14 protein-coding genes are annotated in these 15,677 nt (G+C 44.4%); 7 read left to right on the forward strand and 7 right to left on the reverse strand.

Annotated features, from left to right (window positions below; translation table 11 throughout):
* Positions 1-25 precede the first annotated feature (25 nt).
* Both pheT and MVI27_RS05545 read left to right on the forward strand, forming a co-directional pair.
* Positions 26-2,431, forward strand: coding sequence for a phenylalanine--tRNA ligase subunit beta (gene pheT, locus MVI27_RS05540; RefSeq protein WP_246959813.1), 2,406 nt, complete (start codon positions 26-28; stop codon positions 2,429-2,431).
* A gap of 58 nt (positions 2,432-2,489) precedes the next feature.
* Positions 2,490-2,924 (forward strand): META domain-containing protein, encoded by a 435-nt coding sequence (locus MVI27_RS05545; RefSeq protein WP_246959814.1) that lies wholly within the window; start codon positions 2,490-2,492, stop codon positions 2,922-2,924.
* 43 nt (positions 2,925-2,967) lie between these two features.
* Here the strand turns inward: MVI27_RS05545 and MVI27_RS05550 are convergent, their stop codons facing one another.
* The 6 genes from MVI27_RS05550 to MVI27_RS05575 all read right to left on the reverse strand — a co-directional run bounded on the left by MVI27_RS05550 (position 2,968) and on the right by MVI27_RS05575 (position 8,168).
* Entirely contained in the window at positions 2,968-3,210 is a 243-nt protein-coding gene (locus MVI27_RS05550) for a hypothetical protein (RefSeq protein ID WP_246959815.1), read from the reverse strand.
* 33 nt (positions 3,211-3,243) lie between these two features.
* On the reverse strand, positions 3,244-4,299 hold the full coding sequence (locus MVI27_RS05555) for a hypothetical protein (RefSeq protein WP_246959816.1): 1,056 nt from the start codon (positions 4,297-4,299) through the stop codon (positions 3,244-3,246).
* Between the two features lie 281 nt (positions 4,300-4,580).
* Complete coding sequence (locus tag MVI27_RS05560) at positions 4,581-5,471, reverse strand: 3-hydroxybutyryl-CoA dehydrogenase (RefSeq protein ID WP_246959817.1); 891 nt, start codon at positions 5,469-5,471, stop codon at positions 4,581-4,583.
* 18 nt (positions 5,472-5,489) lie between these two features.
* Complete coding sequence (locus MVI27_RS05565; RefSeq protein WP_281432077.1) at positions 5,490-6,305, reverse strand: M23 family metallopeptidase; 816 nt, start codon at positions 6,303-6,305, stop codon at positions 5,490-5,492.
* Entirely contained in the window at positions 6,305-7,198 is an 894-nt protein-coding gene (gene bla / locus MVI27_RS05570) for a class A beta-lactamase, subclass A2 (RefSeq protein WP_246959818.1), read from the reverse strand. Before bla ends, MVI27_RS05565 begins: the two co-directional genes overlap by 1 nt.
* Before the next feature lies 1 nt (position 7,199).
* Entirely contained in the window at positions 7,200-8,168 is a 969-nt protein-coding gene (locus MVI27_RS05575) for a Gfo/Idh/MocA family protein (protein WP_246959819.1), read from the reverse strand.
* 155 nt (positions 8,169-8,323) lie between these two features.
* On the opposite strand from MVI27_RS05575, the gene MVI27_RS05580 reads away from it, so the two are divergent.
* The 5 genes from MVI27_RS05580 to MVI27_RS05600 all read left to right on the forward strand — a co-directional run bounded on the left by MVI27_RS05580 (position 8,324) and on the right by MVI27_RS05600 (position 14,808).
* The gene (locus tag MVI27_RS05580; RefSeq protein ID WP_246959820.1) at positions 8,324-8,974 is read left to right on the forward strand and encodes a protein-L-isoaspartate(D-aspartate) O-methyltransferase; all 651 of its coding nucleotides are present in this window, start codon (positions 8,324-8,326) and stop codon (positions 8,972-8,974) included.
* Between the two features lie 183 nt (positions 8,975-9,157).
* Complete coding sequence (ccsB, locus tag MVI27_RS05585) at positions 9,158-12,427, forward strand: c-type cytochrome biogenesis protein CcsB (protein ID WP_246959821.1); 3,270 nt, start codon at positions 9,158-9,160, stop codon at positions 12,425-12,427.
* Between the two features lie 124 nt (positions 12,428-12,551).
* On the forward strand, positions 12,552-13,475 hold the full coding sequence (locus MVI27_RS05590; protein WP_246959822.1) for a ribonuclease Z: 924 nt from the start codon (positions 12,552-12,554) through the stop codon (positions 13,473-13,475).
* A gap of 6 nt (positions 13,476-13,481) precedes the next feature.
* Positions 13,482-14,282 (forward strand): TIGR02757 family protein, encoded by an 801-nt coding sequence (locus MVI27_RS05595; protein WP_246959823.1) that lies wholly within the window; start codon positions 13,482-13,484, stop codon positions 14,280-14,282.
* Between the two features lies 1 nt (position 14,283).
* Positions 14,284-14,808, forward strand: coding sequence for a DUF1003 domain-containing protein (locus MVI27_RS05600; protein ID WP_246959824.1), 525 nt, complete (start codon positions 14,284-14,286; stop codon positions 14,806-14,808).
* On the opposite strand, the gene rsmA is transcribed toward MVI27_RS05600, so the two are convergent.
* Complete coding sequence (gene rsmA, locus MVI27_RS05605) at positions 14,809-15,579, reverse strand: 16S rRNA (adenine(1518)-N(6)/adenine(1519)-N(6))-dimethyltransferase RsmA (RefSeq protein WP_246959826.1); 771 nt, start codon at positions 15,577-15,579, stop codon at positions 14,809-14,811.
* Positions 15,580-15,677: the final 98 nt, after the last annotated feature.

Consider the following 15,677-nt stretch of genomic DNA (forward strand, 5'->3'; position numbering starts at 1 on the left):
ACCTTTTAATTTAAATACTGCTGTAATGAAAATTTCGCGCAACTGGCTTTCCGATTATATTACAACCGACCTTAAAACTGAAAAAATAGGGGAGTATCTGACTGATATCGGCCTTGAAGTAGAAGGAATTCAAACCTTTGAAAATATCAAAGGAAGCCTGCAGGGAATCGTTGTAGGAAAAGTGCTGACCTGCGAGAAGCATCCGAATGCCGATAAACTCAATATTACAACCGTTGAACTGGGAACCGGGGAAGCGGTGCAGATAGTTTGCGGCGCGCCGAATGTGGCAGCGGGACAAACCGTGCCGGTCGCGACGGTAGGTGCAGTAATGCACGCGAAGGACGGCGGCAGTTTTGAAATTAAAAAGGCAAAGATTCGCGGTGAGGTTTCGCAGGGAATGATTTGCTCTCAGGCGGAACTCGGTATTGGTGAAGATCAAAGCGGTATATTGGTTCTGGATGAAGAAAAATTTCAGGTCGGAACACCGCTGGCAGATTATTTCGATATTTCTGCTGATTCTGTATATGAAATCGGACTGACACCGAACCGCACAGACGCAATGTCCCATTACGGTGTAGCGCGTGACTTAAATGCTTATCTGCACACGCATATGCAGCCGGCGGAGTTCAAAAAAATATCCGTGAAGCAGCCTGCCCTTGAAGAGGAAGGTGCCGGCTTTTCTATCGAGATTGAAGACGCGGAACAGTGTCCGAAATACCTGGGCGCGGTGATTGAAGGGGTGCAGGTAGCACCTTCTCCGGCGTGGCTCCAAGACAGATTGAAAGCTATTGGCCTAAGTCCGATTAATAATATTGTAGATATTACGAATTATATTCTGCATAGCGTAGGGCAGCCTTTGCATGCTTTTGACGCAGATAAAATTAAAGGTAAAAAAATAAAAGTAGGATACTGCGCTGCAGGTACCGTATTTACCACTTTGGATGGTACGGAAAGAAAACTGGGCGGCGAAGAGTTAATAATTAAAGATGGTGAGAACACGGCTATGTGTATTGCCGGTGTGTTCGGTGGTGCCCACTCGGGCGTGCAAACTGAAACCAAAAACATTTTCCTGGAAAGTGCCTACTTTAATCCGGTACGCGTTCGCCGCGGTGCCAAACAACATGGTTTGAACACCGACGCCTCTTTCCGCTTTGAACGTGGCGTAGATCCGGCGATGGTGTATCCTGCACTGCAAATGGCAGTGGAGCTGATTACTGAAATAGCCGGAGGAAGTTTAAAAGGAGCAATTTTCGGGAAGCAGCCCGGTGAGATCAAGGACCATTATATTGTGCTGAGATTCTCTAAAATTGACCAGATACTCGGAGCGAAAATTCATCACCAAAAAATCAAGGAAATCCTGAAAGCACTCGATATCGAAGTGCTGAATGAAATTCAGAACGGACTGGAAATCTCTGTGCCGGCGTACCGCGCAGATGTGACCCGCGAAATTGATGTGATCGAAGAAATCCTGCGTATTTATGGATATAACAAAATTGATTTCCCGGAGAAACTGGCTTTTGCGCCTGTGAAAATTGATCTGGATGATCAGGATGCTTTGGAAAACAAGTGGGCACGAAGCCTGCAAAGCAACAGCTTTTATGAGGTAATGAACAATTCACTTACCAGTTTAAAGCAACCGGAAAACGCCGTGAAACTCCTGAATCCGCTGAGCAGTGATCTGCAGTATATGCGTACCTCACTGCTGGAAGGATTGCTGGAAAACGCGGATTATAATATTAAAAGAAAGAATGCCGACCTGAAATTCTTTGAACTTGGTAAAATTTATCATAAAAAAGAAACCTACACAGAGCGACGGCAGTTAGCCATGTTAACAACTGGTCGAAATGAAAGGGAAAGTTGGCAAACGCAGCAGGGAACTACCGATTTTTACAGGCTGAAAGGTGCGGTGGAAATGTTGCTGCAGGTGCTGCCGGTAACTACCGTTGAAGAAGGTTTGGAAGACGGCCGCTTCTCTGAGGCAATCGCAATCAAAGCCAACGGAAAAATCATCGCTAGGTTAGGAAAAGTGGCAGCTGCTTTATTAAAAGACGCCGACATTGACCAGCCATGCTATTATGCGGAAATTGAACTGGAAATCTGTCAGCAACTGCGCGCCGGTAAACAGCTGAAGTTTAAAGACATTCCTAAATTTAATACGACGAGAAAGGACTTGGCTTTATTAGTCGATACTACTGTTCAGTACGCTGATTTATTCGCGGCGGCCCGCACCAATCCGTCTCCGTATCTGAAAGCCATTAATCTCTTTGATGTGTATGAAGGCAAAAATCTGCCGGAGGGCAAAAAATCCTACGCGATGAGTTTCGAATTACTGAATGAAGAGAAAACCTTATCCGATCAGGAAATAAGCCAGGTAATGAATTCGCTGGTGAAAACATTTAAGGAAAAATTTGGTGCTGAGCTGCGTTCCTAAAAAAGTCTTTCACGTAAAAATTATTTATCAGTACATTTGAATACTTAAAAAGAATATCATGAAAGCATGGACATCCGTATCCGCCCCGGTAAGACACAGTATGGCAGCGCTGGCGCTGGCAACAGGATTATTTTCGTGTACCACCATGGGCGTGAGCCGCAGTAAAGTGGGCTCCTCGCAGGCAAACATCAGCAATACACAATGGACGCTTGCGGAAACTTTGAAAGGAAAACAGCCTACTTTGGTTATTGAGCCGGGCAAAGTAACCGGGAATGGCGGATGCAATAATTACTTTGGGGAGCTTCTGCTGGACCCGACTGTTGGCAACTTTGAAGTCAAAAACGTCGGTGCCACGAAAATGGCCTGCCCTAACCTGAGTGAGGAGTCAACGTACTTCAGCACCCTTTCTGCAGCTAACAAATACGTGGTTTCGGGAAATACACTGGAACTGTATAAAGATAATCTGCTGTTACTGAAATTTACCAAAAAGTAACAAGAACAAAAAAGGAACCTGCTGGCAGGTTCCTTTTGTTTTTTTATTCTTCGTCTTCTTCCTCATCATATTTTGCGAGTTCTTCATCGCACCATTTGAAGGCGGCTTCCACTACTTTGGTTGCTTCATCGGCAACGGTTTCTTCATCTTCGCCTTCCAGGTCATCAAACCATTCCACTTCTTCTTCCTCCACATTCAGTACAAATCGCGGATACTCGGTGTGAACTACGAATAAATCTTCAGGAAAATCTGAATTGTCGGCCAGTAAAAACTTAGGTAATTTCATAAGGATCATTTTAATACTCAAAAGTAACAAATTTTATTGATAACGATTGGTTTTAATGCTGATTTTACTCAGCACTTTATGTTTTGTTAATGTTGAACTTAAAAGTGTGTCGGATGCTTTTAAGGTAATATTTACACGGGGATTAACGGTACTGATTAGCTCTGCGACTTTAATCTCATCTAATCGCTCAGGATCTGTCACATAAAATTTAATGGGTTTTTCAGCTAACCGTTGCTCTTTCAGATATTTAGAAATATGCGTGCGGTTTTCGAGATAATTCCCACGAGAAAGCCACGTGAAGACTAGACCTGTAAGCAAGCTGAGAATTGTAATGCTGTATGTTAATTTTCCAATTCTGGCATATAACTTTTTAAAAAACAACAGCCACACCGGTAGGGAAAAAGGAGCCATCAGTCGATAATCGATTGGATTTACTGAGTAAAAGTATTGGATGAAATACGAACACACAAACCCCGTGACAGCTACTATCAGAAAAAAAATTTCAGCTTCCTGCAGCTTATTTCTTTTAAATAAAAATAGCATCAGCAAAATTGTTAAAGCTCCTATACCATAGATTCCGTAATTTACAATTCCGCCGGCAGGATTCGCGATATGGATAAATGGATTAAAAACGGTGGTCAGCCCCTGCCAGAGCTCAGTAAGTAATTTCGAGGTGGGGTGCATGCCAATTACCAGAAAATCTTTTGTGTAGTTTTCGTCAAAATAATCAATAAAAAGAAATTTATAGAGAATAACAAAAAGCAAAGCACATATCGATGCGAAAAAGAATGGTTTTCCCGAGGTTCTATAACGGAAAAAGCCATGCAAACCACTCGCACCAATTATAAACAATGCAGGATACCGGATATTGTATAAAAGTATGAGGAGCACCGTTAAAAGCAGAAATCCATGCGTTTGCTGATATTTACCGTTTATGATTTGTGTCGCGAAAAACAGAAACAATATCACTGTAGGCAGCATCAAAGCTTCGCTCATCGTATAGGAGAACAACGAAACAAAACTAAATAACCCGGCTAACATTACAGTTTCACGATGAAAAAATTTTTTTCTCCAAGAAAAATATACCATAAAAAAGAAAGCCAGTAAACCGATTACTTTGCTCGCCCAAAATTCGTCCAGTCCGGTAAAGGTGAAAAGCTTAATGGCAGCCGGGTAGCCCATCGGTGTTACGGTGTTATCCACCACAGGCAGGAGATGGGCCGTACGCATAAACCGAATTGAATCCGGATTGGTACGGCCTTTCTCGTTTAACAGTATTCTTGCAATCACCATCAGGAAAGTCGCAAGAACTATTAAAAGCTGAAGGTGTTTTTCTTTCAGGTTTACTGTACGCTTTTTAAGCATATCAGTTACTTAACAAACCGCGATGAAACTCTCTCCGCTTTTTTAGATTCACTGTAATCATAAAATCCTTCGCCTGACTTCACACCCAGCTTTCCGGCAGTCACCATATTGACCAAAAGCGGGTTGGGAGCGTATTTCGGATTTTTGAAACCGTCGTACATAACATTCAGAATGGCCAGGCACACATCCAGCCCTATGAAGTCTGCCAGCTGCAGCGGTCCCATCGGATGCGCCATGCCCAGCTTCATCACGGTATCAATTTCTTCCACGCCGGCCACTTCGTTATATAAAGTTTCGATGGCTTCATTAATCATCGGCATCAGAATGCGGTTTGCCACGAAGCCCGGGTAGTCATTTGCTTCCACCGGCACTTTTCCTAAGTTTTTACTTAAGTCGAAAATAGCAGTAAAAGTTTCCTGCGAAGTGGAGTAACCTTTAATAATCTCTACCAATTTCATAATCGGCACCGGATTCATGAAATGCATTCCGATTACTTTTTCGGGACGACCGGTCACCGAGGCGATTTTTGTAATGGAAATGGAAGAAGTGTTGGTCGCAAGGATACACGACTCCGGCGCCAGTTCATCCATCTGGCGGAAGATTTTCAGTTTTAACTCCAGATTTTCCGTCGCGGCTTCCACAATCAGGTCAGCGGTTGCGGCACATTCTTTCAGATCAGTAAAAGATGTGATGCGCTGCAGCGTTTCGCCTTTTTGTTCTTCGGTGAGGTTTCCTTTAGAAACAATACGGTCCAGATTTTTGGTGATGGTCTGGATTCCGCGGTCTAACGCTTCCTGGGAAACATCAACCAAAGAAACCTTAAATCCATTTTGTGCAAACGTATGTGCAATCCCATTTCCCATGGTGCCCGCACCAATAACTACAATATTTTTCATTTTCAAGTATTATATTTTTTACTGTTTAGTATAAGTTTTACCCTGTTCCAGGTATGCTTCAGCTGCTTCCGCCGTTTTAAATTTTGTTTTTAAATACTGCCTGTTGCCATTAATTCTGTTAAGAAAAACAGCAAAATGCAGATGTGGACCACTCGAAAAGCCGGAGCTTCCACTGTAACCGATATGCTGGCCTTTCTTCACCTGCTGTCCTTTTTTAACCACAGAGCCCTGAAGTTTCAAATGGGCATAATCCGCGAAAGTACCGTCGGAATGCATAATGACAATGCGGTTGTTAAATTTTGCACAGGAAATATTCGGGCAACTGCGGGTGTTGTCCTGAACGACTTCCACCACCAAACCATCGCGCGCGGCAAATACTTTATCGCCCGTTTTCAAATTAAAATCAAGCGCGGCAATTCCCTGATGCGAAAAGGTACCGTTGTATCCCTGATAAATCAAATGTGTTTTTCCTTTTTCGAACGGCAGTTCATACACGTACTCTTCATCGTAATCTTGCAGCAAAACATTTCCGAAGTTATACCTGTTATTGTACGAAAACTCATTCGCAGCATTATTCACGATTGGCTTCAGCGTCGAGATAAGAAAGCGGCTGGCACCCGCCGGTATCACGACAATATCTTTGTTGCCGAGCGTACTGGTCAGATTCTTTAACGTGAAATCAAACTGTGCGGAGACAGCCATGGGTTCACGATTATCCGCAAGAATGTTGATTTCACGGTCGCGCATTTCATGATAAAAGCGGATGTCCCATTTCTGTTGGGCAGCAGAACAGGAAAACCAGCAGATCAGGAAAGTGACAAGCCGCAGTTTCATTAATTATATTTTTTTGTGAAATATTGGTTTACAACGCTGGAAATAGCGGCAATCATTTTAGTATTAATTTCTTCTGATTCCTTGGAATCTTTTATAAATACCGCAATCGCATACACCTTTCCGCTGGGTAGCACGATAATGCCGATATCATTTTCAGCAACGGTCAAGCCTGTTTCATCTTTGCCGGAAGAACCGGTTTTATGCGCTATCTGAGTGCCAGCGGGTAACAATAGTTTTAATTTATTGGCTCCGGTGCTGGTGGCCAACATGATGTTCAAAAGAGTGTCAGTGCTGGGTTTACTCAGAATATTTCCTTTATAAAATTTTTGAAGCAGATCTGTTGCAGCTTTAGAAGTCGTGGTGTTCAGATACATGTACTTAAAGCCCTGGTGCATTAAATCTTCGTCCGCGCGGATGTCCGTGTCTCGAACACCTTTGTTCTTTATATATTGGTGGACGTAATCCGGTCCGCCGAGAAGATTGAGCAAATAGTCGGTAAGGTTATTGTCACTTTCCGCGACCATATAATACAGCATTTTCTCAAGTGTCAGGTACGTATTACCATCGGGATACAGTTTGCGGACGGGACTGTAGGTGTTTTCCTTTAAATCTTCTTTCGTGATCAGAAATCCCTGCTTCAGTTGTACCGTTCCTTTGTCCACCTGATCCAAAGCTGCCAGTGCTATATGAAATTTAAAAACACTCAGCATCGGCATACTTTTGCCTGCATTGAGATGGTAGGACGTACCATCCTGAAAATCCAGGACCGAAACTGCAACGGTTGCTTTTTTACCGGCCGCAATTTCTTTAATTTCCGGCAGCTGAATTTTCTTCTGCGAAAACAGACCTGCTGAAAATAATAAAGCCGCAAAAAACAGATAAATCTTCTTCATTTTATCTTTTTTCAATAAGCCGCATGATTTCGAGTGCGACTTTCAGCGCTTCGGTGCCGTCTTCCAGCGAAACTTCCACAGCTTCATTTTGTTGGATGGCTTTCGCAAAACTTTCCAGTTCATCCAGAATGGCATTGTTCGGCTGAATGTCCGGATACTGGAAAATAATCTGGTTTTTTTCGCCTTCTGCATTTTCAATAATCATATCGAAATCACTTGGCTCTGCCGGCGCCGGCTGCATCCGGATGACTTCCGCTTTTTTATCCAGGAAATCTACCGAGATATAAGCATCCTGCTGGAAGAACCGGGATTTGCGCATGGCTTTCATCGAAATGCGCGAAGTCGTAAGATTGGCCACGCAGCCGTTTTCAAATTCTATTCTTGCGTTGCAAATGTCCGGTGACTTTGAAACGACACAAACGCCGCTCGCTGAAATTTGCCTGACCGGCGATTTTACCATAGACAGCAGAATATCCAGATCGTGGATCATTAAATCCAAAACGACCGATACATCCGTACCGCGCGGATTAAACTCCGCCAAACGATGAATTTCAATGAACATCGGATTTTGAATATAAGACCGCGTGCCGATGAACGCCGGATTGTATCTTTCCACGTGTCCGACCTGTGCCTTGATTCCGTATTCCCGGCAGTATTGCATAATTTCCTGCGCTTGTTCCAAGGTCTGGGTTACCGGCTTTTCAATAAAAAAATGCTTCCTTGCATGGATGGCTTTCAGCGCATAATCATAATGATACAGCGTTGGCGTAACGATATCCACCATATCTACTTTCGATAGCAGCTCGTCGAAATCAGAAAAATACCGGTAACCAAATTCTGCCTCAAGCTTGCGGCCGTTTTGCTCATCAGCATCGTGAAATCCAATCAGCTCGTATTGGTCAGATTGTTGCAACAGTTTAAGATGAATTTTACCCAGGTGGCCCGCACCTACCAATCCGGCTTTTAGCATATTCTAAAAATTTTCGGTAAAGATAAAGAATTTGCGAAAGGCCAAAAAACAGATGACTTTCAAATAACGTGTACTGCTTTGCTATTTATTTTATTAAATAGTCTGTGTACTAAAAGGGCTTGGTTTATCCGCTGTCTTATCCTTACTTTTGCGCCATGCAGGATTCTTTTTTACACCGGGGCAAGCGGAAAATTCTCGTGGAATATCTTCGTGAAAAAATAGGTATCAGAGATCAGCGCGTATTGGATGCGATGATAACTGTGCCGCGCCACTTGTTTCTGGAAAGTATCTTCGAGGATTATGCATATGAAGACCGCGCGTTTCCCATCCTGTCCGGGCAAACCATTTCGCATCCTTCTACCGTAGCAGAGCAGAGCGAACTTCTGGAGCTGAAAGAGAATGAAAAAGTGCTCGAAATTGGTACCGGTTGCGGCTATCAGACGGCCGTGCTGGTGGCGATCAAGACTTTGGTGTACACCGTCGAAAGACAAAAAGCGCTGTACGATTTTTCGTTAGCAAAATTAAAAGAGCTTCGGCTGGCTCCCGATTTCCAGAGTTTCGGTGACGGCTTTGCCGGTTTGCCGCAGTTTGCGCCTTTTGATAAAATTTTAGTGACCTGCGGGGCCGAAACGCTGCCTTCTGAGTTGCTTCATCAGTTGAAAGTGGGCGGGATGATGGTGATTCCATTAGGTAAAACCGAAGAACAAATCCTCACACGCTTCACACGTACCTCTGAACGCGAAATTGTGCGCGAAGAATTCGGTGCTTATAAGTTTGTCCCGATGCTAAGCAATACCGATGAGTAAGCTTTTTAAAATCTGATTTTAATTTTTCTCTTAATATTTCCCGACACCTTAAAAACATAGCCCTACATTCGTGATTGTGGATTATAGGTTGTATTTTTGCGTGCATTTAAACAAATTCTAAATAAGGACCGTGCACGGACGGACGAGCTGAACCGTGAAGGTTCTGCCAATTTTCGTCTTGACATGAAAAAAATCCAGGAAATTCTGATCTCCACCCGTACCATGGCAGTCCTGCTGCTGGTGTACGCCGCCGCGATGGGCTATGCCACTTTTATCGAAAATGATTACGGTACGCCTACAGCCAAAGCTTTGGTATATGAAGCCAAATGGTTTGAGCTGGTCATGCTGCTGCTTATTTTAAACTTTATCGGCAACATCAAGCGTTACCGTTTATGGCAGCGCGAAAAATGGCCGGTGCTCGTTTTCCACCTGTCGTTTATCTTATTATTCCTTGGTGGTGCGATCACGCGTTACATTTCTTTTGAAGGAGTTATGCAGATTCGAGAAGGAGAAACTTCCAATGAAATTATTACCGATAAGCATTTTCTTAAAATTCAGATTGAAGAAAAAGGAGATATCTTAAATTACCAGGACATCCCGTATCTGATGTCGCCTTTGCATAAAAACCTGAATGCCAGTTATGATTTCCACGGTAAAAAGGTAACAGTGAAGACATTGGATTATATTCAGCGAAAAAAAGATAGCATCGTGCTGGATAAAAATGGGACTGAATATCTGCACCTGGTATCCACCGGAGAAAACGGGCGCGAGAATATCTACATCAAACCGGGCGAGAGCAAACTGATCAACGGAACCATTGTCGCCTTTAACCGCGCTATTGACGGTGCCGTGGAGTTTAATAATACCAACGGTACTTTATTAATCAAGACTCCGGTCGAAGCTGAGTTTATGACGATGGCCACCCAGGCGCGTGGTGCCACCAAAAAAGATGAATATGAGCCGCTGGTCCTGCGCAGTCTGTACACCATCGATCATCTTCAGCTGGTGGTGCCGGAAGGCTTGGTTAAAGGAAAATTAATTGCTTACGAAGGTGACCGCAATAAAGATAAAGACGTTCCCGATAACCTGAAAATGGAAGTCACCGGACCGAAATCTACAATAGTCGTTGACCTTCCTGTCGAAACAGGAAATCCAAATGCGTTTAAGCAAATAACATTAGATGGCTTGAACATCATGCTCGGTTTCGGTCCTAAAGTGTACACCACACCGTTCGCCCTTAAGCTCGAGAAATTCGTAATGGAAACATATCCGGGTAGCTCCGCGCCAAGCGCTTATGAAAGCCACGTGCAAATTATTGACGGCGGAAAACAAACGCCTTATAAGATTTATATGAATAATGTTCTGAACCACAGCGGTTACCGCTTTTTTCAGGCAAGTTTCCACCCGGACCGAAAAGGTACCGTGCTTTCGGTAAACCATGATTTCTGGGGGACTTTAATTACCTACATTGGTTATTTCTTCCTCTTCACCGGGATGTTTGTGATCTTCTTTTGGAAAGGTACACATTTCTGGAAACTGAACAAAACGCTCAAAAATGTGAGCAAAAGAAAAGTTTTACCGCTATTGGCGATGTTCTTTGCCTTACAACTTTCAGCGCAGAAAATTGAAACGCACAGCACCACGGACGGCTCGCCGCAACAAACACACTCAGCAGACGATGGTCATGATCACGGCAATGCCGCTGACCTGCTGATGGCCGAACCGGCACCGCAGCAAAAGCAGCAAAATTCGCTGGCACTGCGTTCACCCAAACCAATTACGGCGACAGAAATCATTAAGCGCAATAAAGTAGACCGCGAACATGCGGATAAGTTCGGTTACCTGCTGGTTCAGAACTATGAAGGACGAATTGTTCCGATTAATACGCAGGCGCTAGATGTACTTCGTAAACTGTATAAACGCGATAACTTTAAAGATGAGCAAGGCAATTTTTTGACAGCGAATCAGTGGTTCCTGTCAATCAATACGGATACGGCGAGCTGGACGATGGTTCCTATCATTAAAGTGGGAACGAAAGGCGGTGATCTTTTGCAAAAGAAAACCAAAGCCAATGAGGAAGGTTACACCACACTGATGTCGCTTTTCCCAGCGGATGAAAACGGGACGCTTCATTACGTGCTTGAGGAAGACTATCAGGCAGCTTTCCGCAAAAAGCCTGCAGAACAGACCAATTATGATAAAGAAGTAATTGCGGTGAACGACCGAGTTCAGGCTTTCAACGAGTTTTTCAGCGGCCAGTTTATGCGTATTGTCCCGGTAAAAAATGACCCGAACAGCACGTGGCATTCCTGGCTGGACCAAAACTTTGAACCAGACATGGAATCTCAAAAGGTGATGGGACCATACTTCTCTGAAGTGTTGGCCGCACAAAAAAGCGGAAACTGGAGCAAAGCAGATGAGGAACTTAAAAAACTGAGCGAATACCAGCACCTTTGGGGCAAAAATGTAGTTCCGGATGAATCAAAGGTTAATCTGGAAGTGTTTATGAATAAAGTAAACATCAACTTTCAGTTGCTTAAATTTTACACCGTTATCGGTGGGCTGCTTTTGCTTCTTGGATTTGTTGAATTATTTAAGCCAAGCCGGGCTATGCATAAAGTCATCCGTGGTTTAATTTTGGTTGGCGTCGTTGGCTATTTCTTCCAGTTTTTGGGACTGATCGCACGATGGTATATTTCCGGGCACGCACCATGGAGCAATGGGTACGAAGCAATTATCTTTATTTCTTGGGTTGGCATTACGGCCGGCTTAATCCTTTACCGAAATTCCAATGCCCTGATTCCGGCGGCTGGCTTTATGGTGGCCGTAATTATGATGGGCTTCGCACACGGAGGATCGGCACTGGATCCGCAGATTACGCCGCTGGTTCCGGTGCTCAAATCGTACTGGCTGATTATCCACGTAGCGATTATCACGGCGAGTTACGGTTTCTTCGGACTTTCAATGGTGATTGCCATTATCGTGCTGATGTTCTACATCCTTTCTAAAAAGCAAATTTTTAAGCTGCACAATGATACAACCATTAAGGAACTGACTATTGTTTCGGAAATGTCCTTAACCATTGGTTTATATGCTTTAACAGTGGGTACCTTTCTCGGCGGAATCTGGGCCAACGAGTCCTGGGGACGTTACTGGAGCTGGGACCCCAAAGAAACCTGGGCTTTTATTTCGGTCATGGTGTATGCCTTTGTGCTTCACATGCGCTTGGTGCCTGGCCTAAGAGGTGCGTGGGCGTTTCACACCGCAGCGCTGTTCTCTTTCAGTACCATTGTGATGACGTACTTTGGCGTAAATTACTACCTGAGCGGACTACACTCGTATGCGGCGGGAGATCCGGTACCGGTGCCGGCTTGGGTGTATATTGGTATCGCCTTTATGTTTACTTTATCTGCCGTGTCTTATGTCAGATTTAAAAAACTAAGAGCTAAATAATATTTACAAACAGTAAACCCGGAACAGATGCTTCCGGGTTTCTTTTTTCGGGTACGTATTTCTTTTATTTTATATTAATTAAATTTGTGCTGCGGGTTAAACCTATAGAACCTGATCCTATATTTTGAGCACATTTCTGACCATTCTTGGTTTCAATTCTGCAATCCCAACCATTAACTCAGCGCCCACCGCGCAGTTTCTGGAAATGGAAGAACGCTGTTTCCTGGTCGACTGCGGCGAGGGAACGCAGGTACAGCTCCGGAAAGCAAAAGCGAGATTCAGCAAGATTAATAACATTTTTATTTCGCATCTCCACGGCGACCATTGTTTTGGACTGCCGGGCCTCATTGCCTCGTTCAGGTTACTCGGGCGCGAAACTCCCTTGCATGTGTACGGTCCTAAAGGAATCCGGGAAATGCTGGAGACCATCTTTCGTCTGACCGAAACACACCGCGGTTTCGACGTTGTCTATCACGAACTGGAGGGCAAATCCTCTGTGAAAATTTATGAAGATAAAAGGGTAGAAGTGTACACCATTCCGCTGGATCATCGGATTTATTGCAATGGTTATCTCTTTAAAGAAAAACCCAGGGAGCGTCATCTCAACATGGAGGAAGTCCGCAAGTATCCTGAAATCGAAATTTGCGATTACCAGAATTTAAAAAACGGAAAAGACTTTACGCTGGCCGACGGGTATGTCTTAAAAAACGAAGTGCTCACCACGACACCAAAGCCATCCACATCGTACGCGTTCTGCAGTGACACCCGCTATTCAGAAAAAATTGTTCCCATCATCAAAGGGGTCGACGTTTTGTATCACGAAGCCACCTTTCTGCATGACCTCAAGAAAATGGCAGACTACACCGGTCACACCACCGCGCTGGAAGCAGCCCGGATAGCAAAGATGGCTCATGCTAATAGGTTAATCCTGGGGCACTTTTCCAACAGGTATGATGATCTTTCCGTTTTCCTGGACGAAGCGAAAACAATATTTGAAAATACAGAGTTACCGCGCGCTCTGCAACGCCTGCAGCTATCTGCCGACTAAGATTTTATGGATTTAAAAATTCCGCCTATACAAGATATAGACTTGTTCCGTGACTTTCTGGACGAACAGGCGGACCGTTATAATACCGTTGACTTTATTAAAGATGATCCGGTACAGATGGCGCACCGCTTTAGTTCTAAACCAGACATTGAAATTGCGGCTTTTATTACCGCCACCATTTCCTGGGGCAACCGAAAATCAATCCTGGCCGATGCTCAGAAAATTTTTGATTGGATGGGCAACGTGCCGCACGATTTTGTGATTAATTTTGAGGTTAGCCAAATGCAGGATTTCAGACACAACAGCGTTCATCGGACCTTTAACCGCGAGGATCTGCAGTTCTTCGTGCAAGCCCTGCAAAAATTATATCGCCGCTTGGATAGTATGGAAAGTTTGTTTTCGCCGGCGGAAAATGAACACAATTACTACCATGCCATCGAAAGATTCCGCGCGGCTTTTTTTGAAGACGAACCTGCGCACCGTGCAGTAAAACACGTGAGTTCACCGTATAAAAATTCTGCTGCCAAGCGCCTGATGATGTTTCTGCGGTGGATGGTTCGCCGGGATAAGCGTGGCGTGGATCTTGGACTCTGGCAAAAACTGCCTGCCGGTAAACTCTCTATTCCGCTGGATGTGCACACCGGTAACATCTCACGGCAACTGCAACTGCTCAGCCGGAAGCAGAACGACTGGAAAGCCGTGGAGGAACTGGATGCAGTAATCCGGCAGTTTGATGCCGAAGATCCTTCGAAATATGATTTTGCTTTGTTCGGTCTTGGCGTCAGCGGTGCCCTAAAAATTGAATAGTATGAAAAGTAGAGAAGAACGTGTACGCCGGCGGATGGCGCTGCTTGTACGCATGACCGACGGAATTATGTGGTGGATTGGATCTATTCCGTCCCTGATTGCGCATTCGCTGGTTTTTATTCTGGCCTTCCTGCTGCCGATTTTCGGATGGCTGAGTTTTGATAAAATGCTGCTGGTGCTGACCACCGTTTTATCTCTCGAGGCGATTTATCTGGCTATTTTCATTCAGATGTCCGTGAACCGCAGCAATGAAAATATTGAAGATCTGAAAGAAGACGTGGGTGAAATCCAGGAAGACATTGAGGATATTCAGGAAGACATCGAAGAAATCAGCGATGATATTGATGACATCCAGGAAGACATCGAAGATATAGCGGAGGAGGAAGACGAAGAGGACCACGGCGAGCGCGCCCGCAACGTGATGCTCAAAAGCCATGTCGCCACCAATAAAACCCAGATTTCCCAGCTTAAAAATAAAATCAGCGAACTCGAGCAACTGATCGAAAAATTACAACAGGAAGAATAGTTACAGGGCGTCTTGCCAGTTTTTCGTAAAACTGATAAAATCTGCCACCGAAAGTTCTTCCGCACGCTGATCCAGGAAGGGATGGGACTTGAGATCTTCCGGAATGCCCAGCACTTTCAGCGCATTGCTCAGCTTTTTTCGGCGCTGATTAAAGCCGGCTTTCACAATTTTTTTAAATAAAACTTCGTGGCCTTCCAATCCTTCCTTCGGATTTCTGGTCAGGCGGATGACACCGGACTTTACCTTGGGCGGCGGATTGAACACGTTTTCATGAACGGTGAACAAATACTCCACATCGTACAATGCCTGCACGAGCACCGAAAGAATTCCGTAATCTTTGGTTCGTGGTTTTGCCGCTGTGCGCTCCGCCACTTCTTTCTGAAACATGCCCACCATCTCCGGAATCTGCCCGAAGTTATCGATGATTTTAAATAAAATCTGAGATGATATATTATACGGGAAATTGCCAATCACCGACAGCTCGCCGGTAAACTGCGCCGGAATATCGATACGCAGGAAATCACCAACAAAATTTTTATCACTCAGCCGCAGGTAATGTTGCTTAAGATAATCGATCGATTCGGTATCGATTTCAGCGAGGAAAATTTTTTGTGGTTTTTCCAAAAGATATTTGGTGAGCACACCCATGCCCGGCCCAACTTCCAGGATCTGACCCACAGACTCATGCTGCAATCCTTCCACAATTTTGCGGGCAATATTTTCATCCGTCAGAAAATGCTGACCCAGGTGTTTCTTCGCTCGTACGCTCATAATTCTTTCACTTACTTCTGCGGCTAAACCGTTATATTTAAAACGAACGCAACGCCCGCCGTTTAAGGTTTTTTTAACATCGTTTTTCCGCTGCCACC

It is taken from the genome of Chryseobacterium salipaludis (assembly GCF_022968825.1).
GTDB lineage: Bacteria > Bacteroidota > Bacteroidia > Flavobacteriales > Weeksellaceae > Kaistella > Kaistella salipaludis.